General features: G+C 45.1%; 12 protein-coding genes and 1 pseudogene. 5 read left to right on the top strand and 8 right to left on the bottom strand.

Features of this window, described 5'->3' with window-relative positions; all coding sequences use genetic code 11:
- Positions 1 to 5: 5 nt before the first annotated feature.
- From EPB59_RS04095 to EPB59_RS04085, 3 genes and pseudogenes are all read left to right on the top strand, one after another.
- Complete coding sequence (locus tag EPB59_RS04095; protein WP_055051083.1) at positions 6 to 776, top strand: peptidoglycan binding protein CsiV; 771 nt, start codon at positions 6 to 8, stop codon at positions 774 to 776.
- Between the two features lie 310 nt (positions 777 to 1,086).
- Positions 1,087 to 3,152 (top strand): annotated as a pseudogene (locus tag EPB59_RS04090) (beta-prism lectin domain-containing protein).
- 155 nt (positions 3,153 to 3,307) lie between these two features.
- Complete coding sequence (locus EPB59_RS04085) at positions 3,308 to 3,844, top strand: GNAT family N-acetyltransferase (RefSeq protein WP_055051081.1); 537 nt, start codon at positions 3,308 to 3,310, stop codon at positions 3,842 to 3,844.
- Positions 3,845 to 3,904: 60 nt separating this feature from the next.
- On the opposite strand, the gene EPB59_RS04080 is transcribed toward EPB59_RS04085, so the two are convergent.
- The 7 genes from EPB59_RS04080 to hinT all read right to left on the bottom strand — a co-directional run bounded on the left by EPB59_RS04080 (position 3,905) and on the right by hinT (position 9,930).
- Positions 3,905 to 5,194 carry an NAD(P)/FAD-dependent oxidoreductase gene (locus tag EPB59_RS04080; RefSeq protein ID WP_055051080.1) on the bottom strand — a complete coding sequence of 430 codons (1,290 nt, stop codon included), beginning with the start codon at positions 5,192 to 5,194 and terminating at the stop codon, positions 3,905 to 3,907.
- Between the two features lie 357 nt (positions 5,195 to 5,551).
- Positions 5,552 to 6,091: an alpha/beta hydrolase YcfP gene (gene ycfP, locus EPB59_RS04075; RefSeq protein ID WP_000587953.1), complete on the bottom strand. Its 540-nt coding sequence runs from the start codon at positions 6,089 to 6,091 to the stop codon at positions 5,552 to 5,554.
- A 150-nt stretch (positions 6,092 to 6,241) separates the two neighbouring features.
- Positions 6,242 to 7,108, bottom strand: a complete 867-nt coding sequence (locus EPB59_RS04070; RefSeq protein WP_154171627.1) for a phosphotransferase — start codon at positions 7,106 to 7,108, stop codon at positions 6,242 to 6,244.
- Positions 7,109 to 7,135: 27 nt separating this feature from the next.
- Positions 7,136 to 7,726 carry a penicillin-binding protein activator LpoB gene (gene lpoB / locus EPB59_RS04065; protein ID WP_000750166.1) on the bottom strand — a complete coding sequence of 197 codons (591 nt, stop codon included), beginning with the start codon at positions 7,724 to 7,726 and terminating at the stop codon, positions 7,136 to 7,138.
- 24 nt (positions 7,727 to 7,750) lie between these two features.
- A complete protein-coding gene (locus EPB59_RS04060; RefSeq protein ID WP_055051078.1) occupies positions 7,751 to 8,140 on the bottom strand; it encodes a YcfL family protein in 390 nt (129 codons plus the stop codon).
- Entirely contained in the window at positions 8,140 to 9,543 is a 1,404-nt protein-coding gene (locus EPB59_RS04055) for a COG3014 family protein (RefSeq protein ID WP_154171626.1), read from the bottom strand. The genes EPB59_RS04060 and EPB59_RS04055 overlap by 1 nt, the downstream gene beginning before the upstream one ends.
- A gap of 36 nt (positions 9,544 to 9,579) precedes the next feature.
- The gene (gene hinT, locus EPB59_RS04050; protein WP_055034680.1) at positions 9,580 to 9,930 is read right to left on the bottom strand and encodes a purine nucleoside phosphoramidase; all 351 of its coding nucleotides are present in this window, start codon (positions 9,928 to 9,930) and stop codon (positions 9,580 to 9,582) included.
- A 259-nt stretch (positions 9,931 to 10,189) separates the two neighbouring features.
- On the opposite strand from hinT, the gene EPB59_RS04045 reads away from it, so the two are divergent.
- Positions 10,190 to 12,181, top strand: a complete 1,992-nt coding sequence (locus EPB59_RS04045) for a methyl-accepting chemotaxis protein (protein WP_055051076.1) — start codon at positions 10,190 to 10,192, stop codon at positions 12,179 to 12,181.
- Positions 12,182 to 12,338: 157 nt separating this feature from the next.
- Positions 12,339 to 13,490 (top strand): DUF1887 family protein, encoded by a 1,152-nt coding sequence (locus tag EPB59_RS04040; protein ID WP_154171625.1) that lies wholly within the window; start codon positions 12,339 to 12,341, stop codon positions 13,488 to 13,490.
- Between the two features lie 90 nt (positions 13,491 to 13,580).
- Here the strand turns inward: EPB59_RS04040 and fadR are convergent, their stop codons facing one another.
- Positions 13,581 to 14,420, bottom strand: a complete 840-nt coding sequence (gene fadR / locus EPB59_RS04035) for a fatty acid metabolism transcriptional regulator FadR (RefSeq protein WP_055051074.1) — start codon at positions 14,418 to 14,420, stop codon at positions 13,581 to 13,583.
- Positions 14,421 to 14,650: the final 230 nt, after the last annotated feature.

Below are 14,650 nucleotides of genomic sequence, written 5' to 3'. Positions count from 1 at the left end.
TGACAATGAAAAGATTGATCCCACTGCTGCTGTTGCTAATCGCAATGCCCAGCATGGCGGCTCGGCAGTTTGATATTGAAGTGATCATTTTTAAACGTGCGGTAAATGCTGAAAAAGTGAGTGAATCTTGGCCCAATACGCTTCCTGCGATTAATCTTGATCGTGCGGGAAGTTTTGCTGACGTGAGCTTTCGCCAAGATAAAGGCGTCATGTTATTACCATCGTCACAATACCAACTGACCAACGAAGCGCAAAAGCTAAGAAACCATGCGGGTTTTAATGTCTTACTGCATACTGCTTGGCGTCAAAATGATCAGGGTCGACAATCGGCTCCCGTCTTCCACATTCAAGCCGGACGTGATTTTTCAGGGCAATTCCAAGCTGATGGTAACCCAATCGGCAACACAGCCATCGCCGCACCAGTTGATGGCGTAACTGAAATGAGCATTGCCAAACCACTGTATGAATTGGATGGTACTTTACAGATTTATGTTCAGCACTTCTTATTTGCTGAAGCATTGCTGGATTTAAAACAGCCTGCGGTTCGTGAAGTGACTTTACAAGACTCACCACTTCAGTTGAAGACGGCGCCAGAAGATCAAGATGCCACTGTCCAAGCCGGATTGTTGGAATCCGTTTCGCCCAAAGTGGAAGAAGAGACGTTCTTGAAAAGCTACCGCCTTGACCAAAAACGCCGTATGCGCAGTGGTGAAACACACTATTTAGATCACCCACTCATGGGCATGATCATTCAAGTACGCCGTGTCGCTGAATAACTTTTGTGGAGTTTGAACTCAAATCCCGAGTTCAAACTCCTTTTCCTCTCTATTCATCTCCCCTCATTAGTCTCATTTAATCCATCCGTTTCTCAGATACGAAAATGAGATTTGTCAAAGAGATAAGAACCCGTCCACTTACTTTCCAATAAGGTTGAACCCGACCTCCACCGCCGCCCATAATCCAAACGCTTTGAGTGTTTCGACGTAGCAGCCATTTCCATCAGCTGTTAATTACTCATATATCAATAAAAGACACCACGCCGACAACACAAAGATCCCCCACTGGATAAACCCATAAGGTCAACCAATGAAAACCAAACTTTCTTTCTACACCATGAGTGCTCTCGCTTTAGGTAGCTTACTCACTCAAGGTTTAGCGCTTGCTAATGACGAAATCCCGACCAAATTAAAATGGTCTTGGTCTACCAGCACTTTTCATCCTGAATCCAATCAGGTAATAGCCGCCCCATTGCTGTGCAATTAAATGATGATAACGGTGATGGAAAGATTGATGAAAAAGACACTGCCGATATCATCGTCGTGACTTTTGAGGGTAACCAATACGCTAACGGAGGGTATATTCGCGCTCTGAGTGGTGTGGATGGCTCTGAATTATGGAGTTATAGCAATGGCGGAGTCATTGCTGATGCTCGTTATTCACCCGCGGCGGCGGATCTGGATGGGGATGGGCTGATTGAAATCGTGTCTACCAGCGCGCTATCCCCTTACATTACGATTCTTGATCACCAAGGCAATATCAAAAAGCAGCTGTTGAAATCCGCCTCCGGTTGGCGCTCTGTCGGTGACATTGCCTTAGCCGATATTAATGGCGATGGCCACCTTGAAATTCTTGCTGCAGACGGCGTGTATAGCTACGAGTCGGGCTTACTGTTTAGCCACGATTGGGCTCCTAGCTCCATCGCCTTCGACAGTAATGGCAATGGTCAGAAAGAAGTGTTCGCAAATGGTGCGCTCTACCAAAATAACGGGGCTTATCTCTGGCAATATCAAGCCAATGATACGGTTTGGTTCTCTTCTGTGGCTAACCTTGATGGCGATAACAGCCCAGAACTGGTGGTTTCAGTTCCTGCCTCTCTAAATACAGCCCAAAACAGTGAGATTGCAGTTCTAGAGCATGACGGCACCATAAAATGGCGAGTGAATAACTTAGACAACCCTGGCGGCAGCGTTCAAGCCGTATCTCACTTTTTGGGCACGCAAACCGAAAGTGTAGGTCAAATTGCTGGTCAATCGTCGGTATACGGGTATACCGATTGGGCGAATACCGCACGTATTCTCGCGGGCAGTGATCATCAGATCGCTATTCGTTCTGGTTCGATTGTCGATGCAATTGGTGCCAATAGTCAAAGCATGGTCGGCGGTAGTGGTGGTTCATTACGTACGTTAGACACCTCCAAAGTACGAGCGATTGATGTCACCTACGGTAAATTCAAAGATTGGTGGAGCTATGGCATTCTTGAAATGAGCTTCACACTCGACAATGGTTCGAAAGTCACTGTCGGTTCAAAAGATTCTGCGTTTACTTACCTAGGGTTAGAGTGGAAAACCAAAACTATTCCTTATCTTGGTTTTGAGTGGCGTACCAAAACCGTGTCTTACTGGTTCTTTGGTTGGCACACTAAACAAGTGGCTTATTTAGCCCCGGTATGGAAAGAGAAAACCATTCCTTATTTAGCTCCAGTGACGTTATCGAAATCCACTACCGTCCATTATGACGTTCCGCAAGGCTCACAATTGCTCGGTATGAATGTTTGGAGCAAAGAAAAAGCCCTGCTCAAAAGTAAGCAGCAAGTCAATGCAGTACAGTTCTTAGTCGGCAACCTTACCGCAGATCAGTCCCACATGGGGATTGTGTATGCCGGTTACTACGCCGTAGATATGTATGATATCAATGGCAATAAAGTATGGTCTGTCGCTAATGATGATTTGAACAGCGGTAAAATCGGCGTTTCTGCCTATGATTTTACTGGTGATGGCATTGACGAAGTGTTAGTTCAAGATCGTCTCAGAATGCGTATCCTTGATGGTAAAACAGGGCGTGTACTTAGCACCATCGCAAACTCCTCTGGCACGTTGTGGGAATACCCTATCGTTGTCGATCTGGCGGGCAATGACAATGCTGCGCTGATCATGGTGGCGAATGACTACGATCGCGAAAGCAAAGTCAACCACGGTGTGTTTGTGTATGAGTCTGCCGATCCTAGCAAGCCTTGGAAAAAAGCGACGCGAGTTTGGAATCAGTATGCGTTTAATTTCTCAGACATTAGCGCTACCGTTCCTACTGAAGCACAGCCAAGCTGGTTAACCCACAACAGCTTCCGTTCAGCAACCATTCGTACACCATTAAAATAACTCTCTGCATAACAGCCGCTCCTTTGGGGCGGCTGATTTACCTCACCGATTTCAATCTCGCCTTCTCATTCCAAAACAATTGATTTTCCACACTCTTATCTTGTTGCATATAATTAACCCAACGCTCATGAGTTTGCATAACAACAAGGATAAGCATGACTCCGGATTTTCAGATCGTTACTCAGCGCTTACAACTTCGGTTAATTACCCCTAGCGAAGCACCAGAATTGATGCAGCGTATTCGTCAATCTCAAACACTTCATCAATGGGTAGACTGGTGCCACGCGTTATTTAGTACACAAGAAGCCGAACAATTCATTCAGGCGACTCGGTTAAATTGGGTTAAAGCGGAAGCGTATGGATTTGGGGTTTTCGAACGTCAAACACAAACACTGGTTGGGATGGTGGCGATTAATGAGTTTTACCATACCTTCAATATGGCCAGCTTGGGTTATTGGATAGCGGATAATTGCCAGCGGCAGGGTTATGGTAAGGAAGCTCTTACCGCACTCATCCTATTCTGTTTTGAGCGCTTAGAATTAACCCGGTTAGAAATTGTCTGCGACCCCGATAATGTGCCTAGCCAAACGTTGGCGTTGAGATGTGGTGCCGTTCAAGAGCAGTTGGCGCCCAATCGATTCTTATATGCAGGGGAACCCAGAGCCGGAATTGTCTTTTCATTAATTCCCTAAACAGCAGATAAAAATAAAGCGGCACTCAACGCCGCCTTACTCGATAACCAACCAAAACTATTAATGCAGTTTAAGGTTTGGACGTAGAACACGGTTAATTCGTCCAACCAACATCATCAGCCCTGTTTTGAGCATGCCATGCAGCGCCATTTGATGCATGCGATACAACGAAATGTACACCACGCGAGCAATTCGGCCTTCTACCATCATCGAACCACGAGTTAAGTTACCCATCAGGCTACCCACGGTGGAGAAACGGCTCAAAGACACCAGTGAACCATGATCTTTGTAGACATAAGATTTCAGCTCACGGCCATACATTTTGGCAACGATGTTACGGAACGCCAATGACGCCATTTGGTGTGCCGCTTGAGCACGAGGCGGCACAAACTTTCCATCCGCTTGGGTACATTGCGCCAAATCACCAATCACGAAAATATCGTCATCACGGGTGGTTTGTAGCGTACCCTTAACCACAACTTGGTTAATACGGTTAGTCTCCAACCCAGCAATATCTTTCATAAAATCAGGAGCTTTGATACCCGCAGCCCATACCATGATATGCGCGGAAATTTTCTCACCATCTTTCGTGGTTAAGCCATCTTTTTCCGCTTTAGTCACCATCGTCATGGTACGAACATTCACACCTAACTTAGTGAGTTCTTGATGCGCCGCTGCTGAGATACGTGGTGGTAATGCAGGTAAAATACGCTCACCGGCTTCAATTAAGTTTACGTTTAACTTGCTTGAATCGAGATCACCGAAACCATAAGTACGCAGTTCTTTCACAGCATTGTGCAATTCGGCTGAGAGCTCAACCCCCGTCGCACCCGCACCCACAATCGCAATGTCCACGGTGCCTTGCCCATTTTTCGCGTGCAGTTTCAGGAACTCATTGTTCATTTCAGTACGGAAACGGTTGGCTTGTTCAGGGCTATCTAGGAAGATGCAGTGTTCTTTGACGCCTGGGGTGTTGAAATCGTTCGAGGTTGAACCAATCGCCAACACCAACATGTCGTATTCCAAATCGCGTTTAGGCATGAGCAGTTCGCCATGCTCATCTTTGAGCTCGCTTAACGTGATTTTTTTGTTTTCACGATCAATCGACTCTAAACTGCCGAGTTGGAAATCAAAGCTGTGATTTTTGGCATGTGCGCGGTAGCTCAGTGCGTCTACCCCTTCGTCCAGAGAACCGGTTGCAACTTCATGCAGCAATGGTTTCCAAAGATGACTTGAATTGCGGTCAACCAAAGTGACATTGGCTCGACCTTTGCGCCCTAGTGTGCGACCCAGTTTGGTGACTAGCTCTAAACCGCCAGCTCCACCACCTACAACGATAATTCGTGTCACAACAACAATCCTCAAATAAAGATGAATAATTATTATCCAGCCCGATCACTCGTGCTGAGGGAATCTGTTATAGCCATGACGTATTGTCCATCTTGGCATGCTTGGGTGAGGGTGAGTTACTCTCAGTGGCACGTTACGAGGCAGAAAAGGCTGCGCTAACACAAATAAATGGCAAGTTTTCAACTCGCTCTCAATTTTTTTTGACATTTATCAACAAATCTTTGCGTCAGTCATTATATAGGGCTGAATCTATCGCGCAACCACAGATTCACTCATATTCATTAGATTTTTTGTGGGTTTGGATAAATAAAAACAGCCTCAACATGAGGCTGTTAAACAATGCATACATCGACGAAATCAAACGGCTTTGAAGGCTTTCATCGCCTGTAGATGCTGAGCGATTTTTTTGAATTTGTGGGTTTGGGTTTCATCCCAGAGAATATCGTAGTAGTCCTGTAGCTCTTGCGCGGTTTTCTGGTTGTCATGGATTTCGTCCTGACGCGACAGTACCACTAAGCAGCGGCCTTGGTTTTTGGTACGAAATTTTTCAACACATTTAGTCGCGATGTCCTCGTACTCTTCAGGGCGATCAATACGTCCCTGCATTGTCAACTCAGGATGCAGATTAGGATTAAAGATAACTTGCTTAATTCCACACAAGAAGCCAATCCGTTCAGACCAATATCCGCCTAAACCAACGCCGCAAATCAATGGATGTGGATCGCCCGATTGTTCAATGGCTTTGTGCACTTCTTTCAGTAAGTGCTGCATATCATGCTTAGGATGTAAGGTGCTGTAATTAATGAAACGAACATCACTATCAATGAACTGCAATTGCAGCACTTTTTCATGGTTGCCCGGGCTGGTTGAATCAAATCCGTGTAAATAAATAATCATAATATTTCCCCCGTTCCTTGAGGTTTAATCTACCACGAAGATTATGGTTTTAAACAGCCTCACGGACATCTCCATAAAGAGAATCAGAAAAAATTTCTTTTCGTTGCCCAACGGGCATTTTGCCAAGCGCAATACGGTTAAAGAAATCCATCACTGTGTGCTCTTATAGGTGGCGAATCGCTGCTCTAATTGCTGTGCACATTGAAGATAAAGATCATCACCCCACAATTGATAAGCCAAGAGATACCATAACATTGCCATCATCATTGTGCGTGGCCGCCATGCTTGCACGCCTTCAACCCAGTCATCAATGCCAGAGAGTTCTCGCAATTGACAGTAACGAAACACGGCATCAAGCACTTTTTCTTCTGCCACATCAATACTCAACGCCAAGTCGATCCTTGGGTCAGCTAACGCCGCATATTCCCAATCGATCACTCGCTGACCTTGGGCGGTTTTCACCATGTTGTAACCGGCAAGGTCAAAGTGACAAAGCACTTGCCCGACATCGGCCAAATTAGGTACTGAACGCCACTGGCCATAAAGCGCTTTTACTGAATCTGTTTTCAGCTCTTCTCGAATTTGTAGCCAATAGTGATCGACCCGACCAAGATAGTTAAACGGCGCAACGGGAATTCGGTGTACATCCAACTCATGGATTCGGATCTGCGTTTTCAAGATGGCATCAAAAGCCACACCGTCGCGCAGTGACTCCCCATCAATCCATTCGACAAGCAAACCTTGATCATTAATTAATTCAGCTTTAGGGCCGATATGATCATGCTCAATCGCCTTGAGTATTTGATACTCCTGAAATCGGGAAATAGAAAAAGCTTTGGTGATGGCCGTTGCAGGTCGCCAGACAAAGGCTCTCTCGCCCGTCACGATTTTCCAACAACGATTAGTGAGACCTCCGGTTAAGGTCTGCGCATAGTTAGGTGGCACAGAGAAGAAGTGATTCAATGACAACAGTGATGGATCTAACGAGCTTGCTTCGCGCCACGCAATCTTTGCCATTGCCAACTCCTTCTCTGTGTTAGTGGATTACAAACCGAGTAAGCTCTTAGATTGTTGCTTACGGATTTCGGTTTCATCCGCCCATTCGATCAAACCTGTTTGTAAGTCCATCAAACGCATGGTCATTTTGTAGTAAACGTCTTTGTCACTACCCTCATTCTTTACAATGCTCGATAGGTTGCCGTATAGCATGTATTGAGCACCGACCATTTTACCAAATTGGATTGCTGTGCTTTGATTGACCAGTTCATCATTATTTTGGAAGTTCAGCTGATCGCGAACCGCTTCCACACGATCCATATCCACAAAACGGAACTTGCCAGAATTGAGCATTTTGGTACTGATCGTATCGGTGATTGATTCGGTATCGATATGTTCACTGGTTTTGTTCTTGATCCGCTCAACAAACACAATTGGTCGGCCATCTCGAGTAATGGCAGATACCGAACCCGACATCATCATGCTGTCGACCATTTCTGCGGCAATTTTTTGCAGATCGGTTGAACCAAAATCCACATTCACGGTTTCAACGGCTTGCGCATCACCATAACTGACTTTATTTGAACATCCCCCTAAGATAACCGCTAGACCTAGCAGGGCAATGACACTCTTTTTCATTGTGAATCCTCTTGAACTTACGTTTTATTCATTCGCTTCGCGAATTTGGACACGGAACTGCTTACCGTTCGGGTTCACCGAAACTTCAGTCAGAGACACGGTTTCCATACCTCGCAAAATGATGATTTTCCATGGGCTTAATTTCGTATTTACTTCAAGCCCATCATTGTCATACCAGTAAAAACGGTACTGTACATGCAGATCACTTTTCTGGTTGCTCTGCAGACGTACCACACCTCGGGTGTGACCATCGACTTCCGTGGTCGCGATATCTTCAATGCTCAAGCTTTTGCTCAACGCACTGTCATTAAATAATACTTGTTGTGATGCGCCATCGACCCGCAAACCTGCGGTATTGGCACTGCATCCCACCAAAAGTAACCCTGTTAATACAGCTAATAGCCACGTTTTCATTACCGTATCCCTAGTTGTTTATGCCAAATCGTCACACTGTTACTCTGTCTCGATAGCCAAACTAACGCGGTGCCTTTTTCTGGAACATGAAAGGTATAGTGAGACCCTGCAATATCCAGCACTTGATCACCCGCTTTTACCACTTGAGTTGCTGTATTGACAGTAGCGGGTAACGTTAACCAGCTGCGGGTATCCGGCTGCTCGGTTAAGGTATTCCAAATATTAAACACTAAATTAGCCACATCTTCTTCTTTTGTGGTCTCTTTACGGAGTTGGTCTTTAGCCACTACGCGTAAGGCTTGACGCAAAACCAGAGTAGGCATTTGCTCTGTAAGTGCCTGTCTAGCCATTAAGTTCACATCCGTCACTGGTGCGGGCTGCACACTCACCCCATTCAAACTGAAAGTCGCACGGTGAGGTATCACAGATTGCTCATAATACGGCAGAGCCAAAGAATACAACACGGTGTTTCCACGACTGTCAGATAGAGGTAAAGAGAGTCGCCATGCTTGTTTAGGCTGCACAATACCCTCCTCTTCAATTACGATCACGCGTGCTTGCGAAGCACTTAATCGTTGAGGCTCACCGTATTGTTGTTTAAGCGACTTGAGATCTTGTTGCATGCTCAAGCGCGTAGCAACTCTCAGCGTTCCATCAATCACAGCAGGGTTATTCGGTGCAACGGCTAACGCTCGACGGTAGTCAACATAGGCTGAGTTTAAATCATTGTCAGCCTCATAGAGCAACGCTGACAGATATAATAGATAACCATTTTGTACCGCTTGTAAGGTTTTGCCAGCATCGGGATACTGTGCTAACACGCTGCCTAAACTGGGAGATAAACCTTGTGAGCGCATGTCTTGCTCTGCATTAGCTAGCTCTTGCTCGCGTCTCTTTTTAGCGGCTTCTTGAACCTGATTCGCTCGGCGCATCTCAACCAGCGCACCATCAAGATCATTATTGCGCACATAATTTAACCCTAAGTACAGATGCAAAAAGCCCAGTTCATAATCTGCGGGTTCATACTCATTGAGGTTATCGTTAACAGCGAGCGAGCCCACACTGGTCGCGGTACTGCTCAGCGAAATAATGGCCCGATCTTGCTGTGCTTTAACCGCATTATCAGCTATCGACAAACTTTGCTGACTTTCTGAATATTGCTGACTCAGAAAGTAAACACGTCCTTTCTCAAGATTATCTAAAACATCACCAGCCACATAATCCGGTAATAATTGGCTAGCTTGGTCATATTGCCCTGCCGCAACAGACTGATATAAGCCACTATTTTGAGCACTATAATGGCTAAACAAATTGCCCGCGGTGAGGTTTGCACACCCCGCGAGCAAGACTGAGGTTATGGTCAGTACCAAGCGACGTTTGGGAAATTGCATGTATTGAACCATGGTATTGGTTACCCTATGGCACAGAAGTGCACAGGCTTAGCCCATCAACAGAGGTCCAAGAGGGCGACCTCCCACTAAATGCATATGAATATGATAGACTTCCTGACCACCGTGTGAGTTACAGTTCATGATTAAACGGTAACCGTTTTCTGCAATGCCTTCTTGTTCGGCGATTTTCTTCGCGACGGTAAACATACGCCCAAGGGCGAGTTCATCCTCGACTTCTACATCATTGACTGTAGGAATCAACTTATTAGGAATGATCAAAATATGGCTTGGTGCACGAGGATGAATATCACGAAATGCAGTAACCAGCTCATCTTGATAAAGAATCTCAGCAGGAATCTCTTTGCGAACGATTTTACTAAAAATGGTTTCTTCCGCCATGACTGCTCCATATAAAGGTTTTGATTAAGAATTTTTCTGGATTGAGTATGCGTCAAGGCATGCTAAAGCTCAATAAAAAACACCGTACAGTTAAAAGAACCTGAGCAAGCTCACTGGTGAAAGGCTGTTTTTGTTGTATCGGTCATAAAATGCGATTCCCAACCTCAATACAATAATGATTATTTTGTTACTTTTTTAAGACAACATTTGTCTTTAATGAATTCTAATAAAAACGAGTTATGTTCGAGGGAGAGAAAATATGCAGGGTTCCGTAATCAGGCGTATGTACGCAGGATTTGCGCTGATCATTATTATGTTTGTGGTGACGGTCGCGATCATGCTACGTGGGATGAGCCAAATTCACAGCAACTTTGAAAGTGTGTCGAAAACATCGTTGCCGCTTGTGTCACTGTCTAACCAGACTAGCGTGCAACTGCTATCTGCCGATAAATCATTCAAAGACTTTCTGACCACGCAAGATATGACACGTATGGAAGGCATGCGTCAGGAATTTGCGAAATCAAAACAAAATTTTCAGACCGTCTTGGATGAACTCGGTCAAGCGAGCTTAAATCACCCCGAACTTGAACAACCTATTGCAGACCTAAAAAAACTGGAAGCGCGTTATTTTAACGAAGCAGATCTCGCGATGGATAACTATCAAGCCATGTTCGCTGCTCAAGCTGCAGTACAGAAATCCACCCGAGAATTTCAACGCCTCCATTCTGAGTTAAGCGTAGGGATGAAAGAATTTGTCGATAACAATGACAGTATTTCAGTCAAAGTCATGGCTAAAAGCTATTTCATCAAACTCAAAGATGCCGAGTTGATCACTTCGGATGCGTTAGCCAGCTCGGATGTCAGTTTCGTTGAAAAAGCCGTCAACCAGAATAAAAAGGCGGTGACTCATCTTAACTACGCCTATCGTGGCCTAGTAACCCAAATGCCACAGATTAAAGAGCGTTTTGATGATTTGGTCGCTAAATTCACCCAAGACATTGGACAAAAAGGTGGTGTACTCGATCAGCACAATGAATATCTACAAGCTCGTGCTGCGCTTTACGACAACATCGCCAATCTTGCGAGTGAAGTTGATAAAGCGATGACGATTTTGGGTTCTTTTAACCAAACTGCTAGTGATGACCTCAATCAATCTCTGACCGAGGCGGGTTCGGTTTACAAACAGGGTACGATCAAGGCTATCATCATTGGCATTGCAGTAGTGCTCTTAGCGACTGCGATTGGTTACCATATTGCGCATAGTGTGCGAGAGCCTGTAACACGTATTCTGAAAACATTAGAAAGCCTCACCCAAGGTAACATGACTCAACGCATTGAAATCCGTTATAACAACGAATTCAGCCGCCTCAGTCGTCATATCAATACCCTTGCTGATAGCTTGCACGATATTTTGCTCAAGCTGAACAATGCCTCCGATGATTTAACCGCAACGGCTTCGAACAACCAAAGCACCTCACTCAGCGCTCAAAGTAAACTCAATAGTCAACGTGAGCAGACTTCGAGTGTGGCCGCCGCAATGACAGAAATGGCACATTCAGTACAAGAAGTCGCAAACAGTGCACAAAACTCGTTGTCGATGGTTCAGCAGGTCGAAACGGCGTCTGAATCGGGTCGCCAGATCATGAGCACGAACATCAGTACTATTCGCCAACTGGAAACCCGTTTAATTGAATCGGTTGAAGCGGTGGGTGACTTACGCAAGATGAGTAGCCAAATTGGTTCAATTTTAGATGTGATTCGTAATATCGCCGAACAAACCAACCTACTCGCGCTCAACGCTGCGATTGAAGCGGCGCGTGCCGGAGAACAAGGACGTGGTTTTGCGGTGGTCGCAGATGAAGTTCGTGTTCTTGCCCAACGCACTACGCAATCAACGTCTGAAATCGAGTCGATGATCAGCAATCTGCAATCAAGTTCTTCACTGGCGAGCAAAGTGATTGAAAGCTGTATGCAGGATATGGAACTCTCTGTGGAACAAGCCTCGCACGCCAACAGCGCGATGGAAGAGATTCAAGCACTCATTATCGAAATCAGCCATATGAGTACCCACATTTCGCAAGCTGCAGGTGAGCAAAATGAAACCACGACGTCGATTGCGCGTAGTATCGAAGATATCAATCATATCTCTGATGAAAGCTACCAAGCGATGTCTCAGATAGCACAAACCAGTGCCAACTTGACCGTATTAGCCAATCAACAAAGTGAGTTGGTACACCGTTTTACCCTCTAAAATCGGTCAGCATTGATACCCTCAGTGTCAATTTTTCCACAAAGAGCGACTTTTAACCGGAGTCGCTCTTGTTTTTTAATCTCCTCATCATTATATGGTTAACAAAGCTTGCGCCACTTTTCTCTCTACTCATGCAAGCAAATCATGAGGATACTTTATGGCTATTCACGTAGGAATTATCGATCAGGACCCGGTTCGTTTAGTGACACCGCTGCTCGATAACCGAACTGTCAGCCGCCACATCATTTTTATTGGCGACCAGACTCAACAATTGATTTTTCAACGCCTGAGTGCGGTATTACAAAAGCGCAATATCACGACAGATTTTTTTGAAATTCCAGCAGGAGCCAATACTTCTGCCATCAAAAGTGCAATTCGTCATCTCGCCGAGACATTAAAAGCCCGTGGTGAGGATGTGAAATTCAACGCAAGTTGTGGCTTACGCCATCGCCTTCTCTCCGCTTATGAAATTTTCCGCAGCTACCATTGGCCAATCTTTGTCGTCGAGCCTAACAGCGACTGTCTCTGCTGGCTCTACCCAGATGGAAATCAAGATACTCAAGTTCAAGACCGCATCACCATTGCCGATTATTTAACCATTTTTGGTGCGCGTGGCGAATTTAATGAGCAGCAACTCCCACCGCAATTAGATCAACAGCTTTACCAATTAGGTGAACGTTGGGCAGGCAATGCTTTAGAGTTGGGGCCTGGTTTGGCAACCCTTAACTATCTAGCGACGACATGCCGTAAAGAACAGCGGCTAGATGTTGAGCTTTCAGAGAAACAACAAGGCTATCGAGAATTAAATCTACTGCTCAGCGATCTTGTCGAAGCCAATATTGCCCGTTATGAAAATGGAGTTCTTACTTTCAGCAATGAAGATGCACGGCGCTTTGCCAACGGAGAATGGTTAGAGACTCTCGTGCACAGCACTGTTAAGCAGATACAAGACGATCTACCCACCATTCAAGATCGCTCACTAAACGTGCAAGTTTACCGCCAACTGGGTGATAGAGAAGTACGTAATGAGCTTGATGTGGCAACCGTGGTCAATAATAAGCTGCACATTATTGAATGCAAAACCAAAGGGATGCGGGATGATGGCGACGATACACTCTACAAATTAGAGTCACTACGCGATCTACTCGGTGGGCTGCAAGCACGCGCGATGTTAGTCAGTTTCCGCCCGCTGCGCCACAACGACATAACTCGAGCCGAAGATTTGGGCCTTGCGTTAATTGGACCTGATGAACTCAAAGACCTGAAAAACCATTTAACACAATGGTTTAAAGCCGCTGGTGGCCATTGATTTTCAACCACCCCATCCTCGTTCGATTAAACGTTATCACCACAAAAAAGCCCGCAACACTGCGGGCTTTTTATCGATTAGATAATCGACTTAACAATCATCTTCCGTAAAATTCGATGGCAGCGTTGTTTTCATCTGATTCCAGAGGTGCCCGCTCGCAATACCATATTGACGAATAACGTGGGGAAGTTGCTCACGATCGCCACTTTGGCATACGGCTAATAGTTGACGATAAAACTCCATCGCCAATTCACGTGCTTCTGGATTCGAGAAATAGTAGCTACCAACACGATCATAGAGCTTTTTCAATCCGTTAAAGATCAAGCCATAAATTTGGTTACCTGAATGGAAAGCCAAACGCTGGAAAAGCATGTAGTCATAGAAATTGAATGTCTTCGCAAGCAAGATTTCTTGTCTTTTTAGCTCGTCTTTTTCACCATCTTCTTTAATATGCTGCTGAATTTTATCTGCATAAGGAGAAGCAGTAATAAAAGCATCCCACGATGGTGCACTCATCAATGCGTCACAAGATTCAATCACATTGATGATGATGCGTTCCGCACTTTCTTTATTCGTCTTAAAGGCATAGCGCATAAATATTGGGCTAATATTCGTTCTGGCCGCAAGAAGGTCCTCGACAATACTCGTGGCATTATCCGCATCAAGCGTCATCAAAGTATCAAGGATATGCAGCCCAGAAGTCTCCATAAACTGATTCACTTTGGTTGGTTTTCCGTGTTGGATAGTCAGCCAGCCATCACGCGCCAAACGCTGTAACACTTCACGTAATGTTGTACGTGTCACCCCGATTAACTCTGAAAGCTCACGCTCTGCAGGTAAGATGGAACCCGGTGGAAAGCGACCATTCCAAATACTTTCAATAATGTACTTCTCAGCGAAACCTGCTGGGCTTTTTGCCTTAATGACCATTAATAACTTATCCAATGCTTGTTTTATTTGGGTCGAATGGCACTCATCATACCACTACTTAGGGTGACTCGAAAACCAAGCATCGATAATCTTGTCACAAAGCAAACATAGTGTAATTACTCTAATTTAACTTACAGCAAGCATTGTGAATATTTTGTTGAATAATATGGGTTGCGAATATTTTCTAAAAAACCGAAAAACACAACGTATCTAAAATTAAATCGACATAG

It is taken from the genome of Vibrio metoecus, assembly GCF_009665255.1.
Classification (GTDB): domain Bacteria; phylum Pseudomonadota; class Gammaproteobacteria; order Enterobacterales; family Vibrionaceae; genus Vibrio; species Vibrio metoecus_B.
The sequence above is the reverse complement of the archived record's forward strand: the minus strand, read 5'-3'. Positions and strand labels throughout refer to the sequence as shown.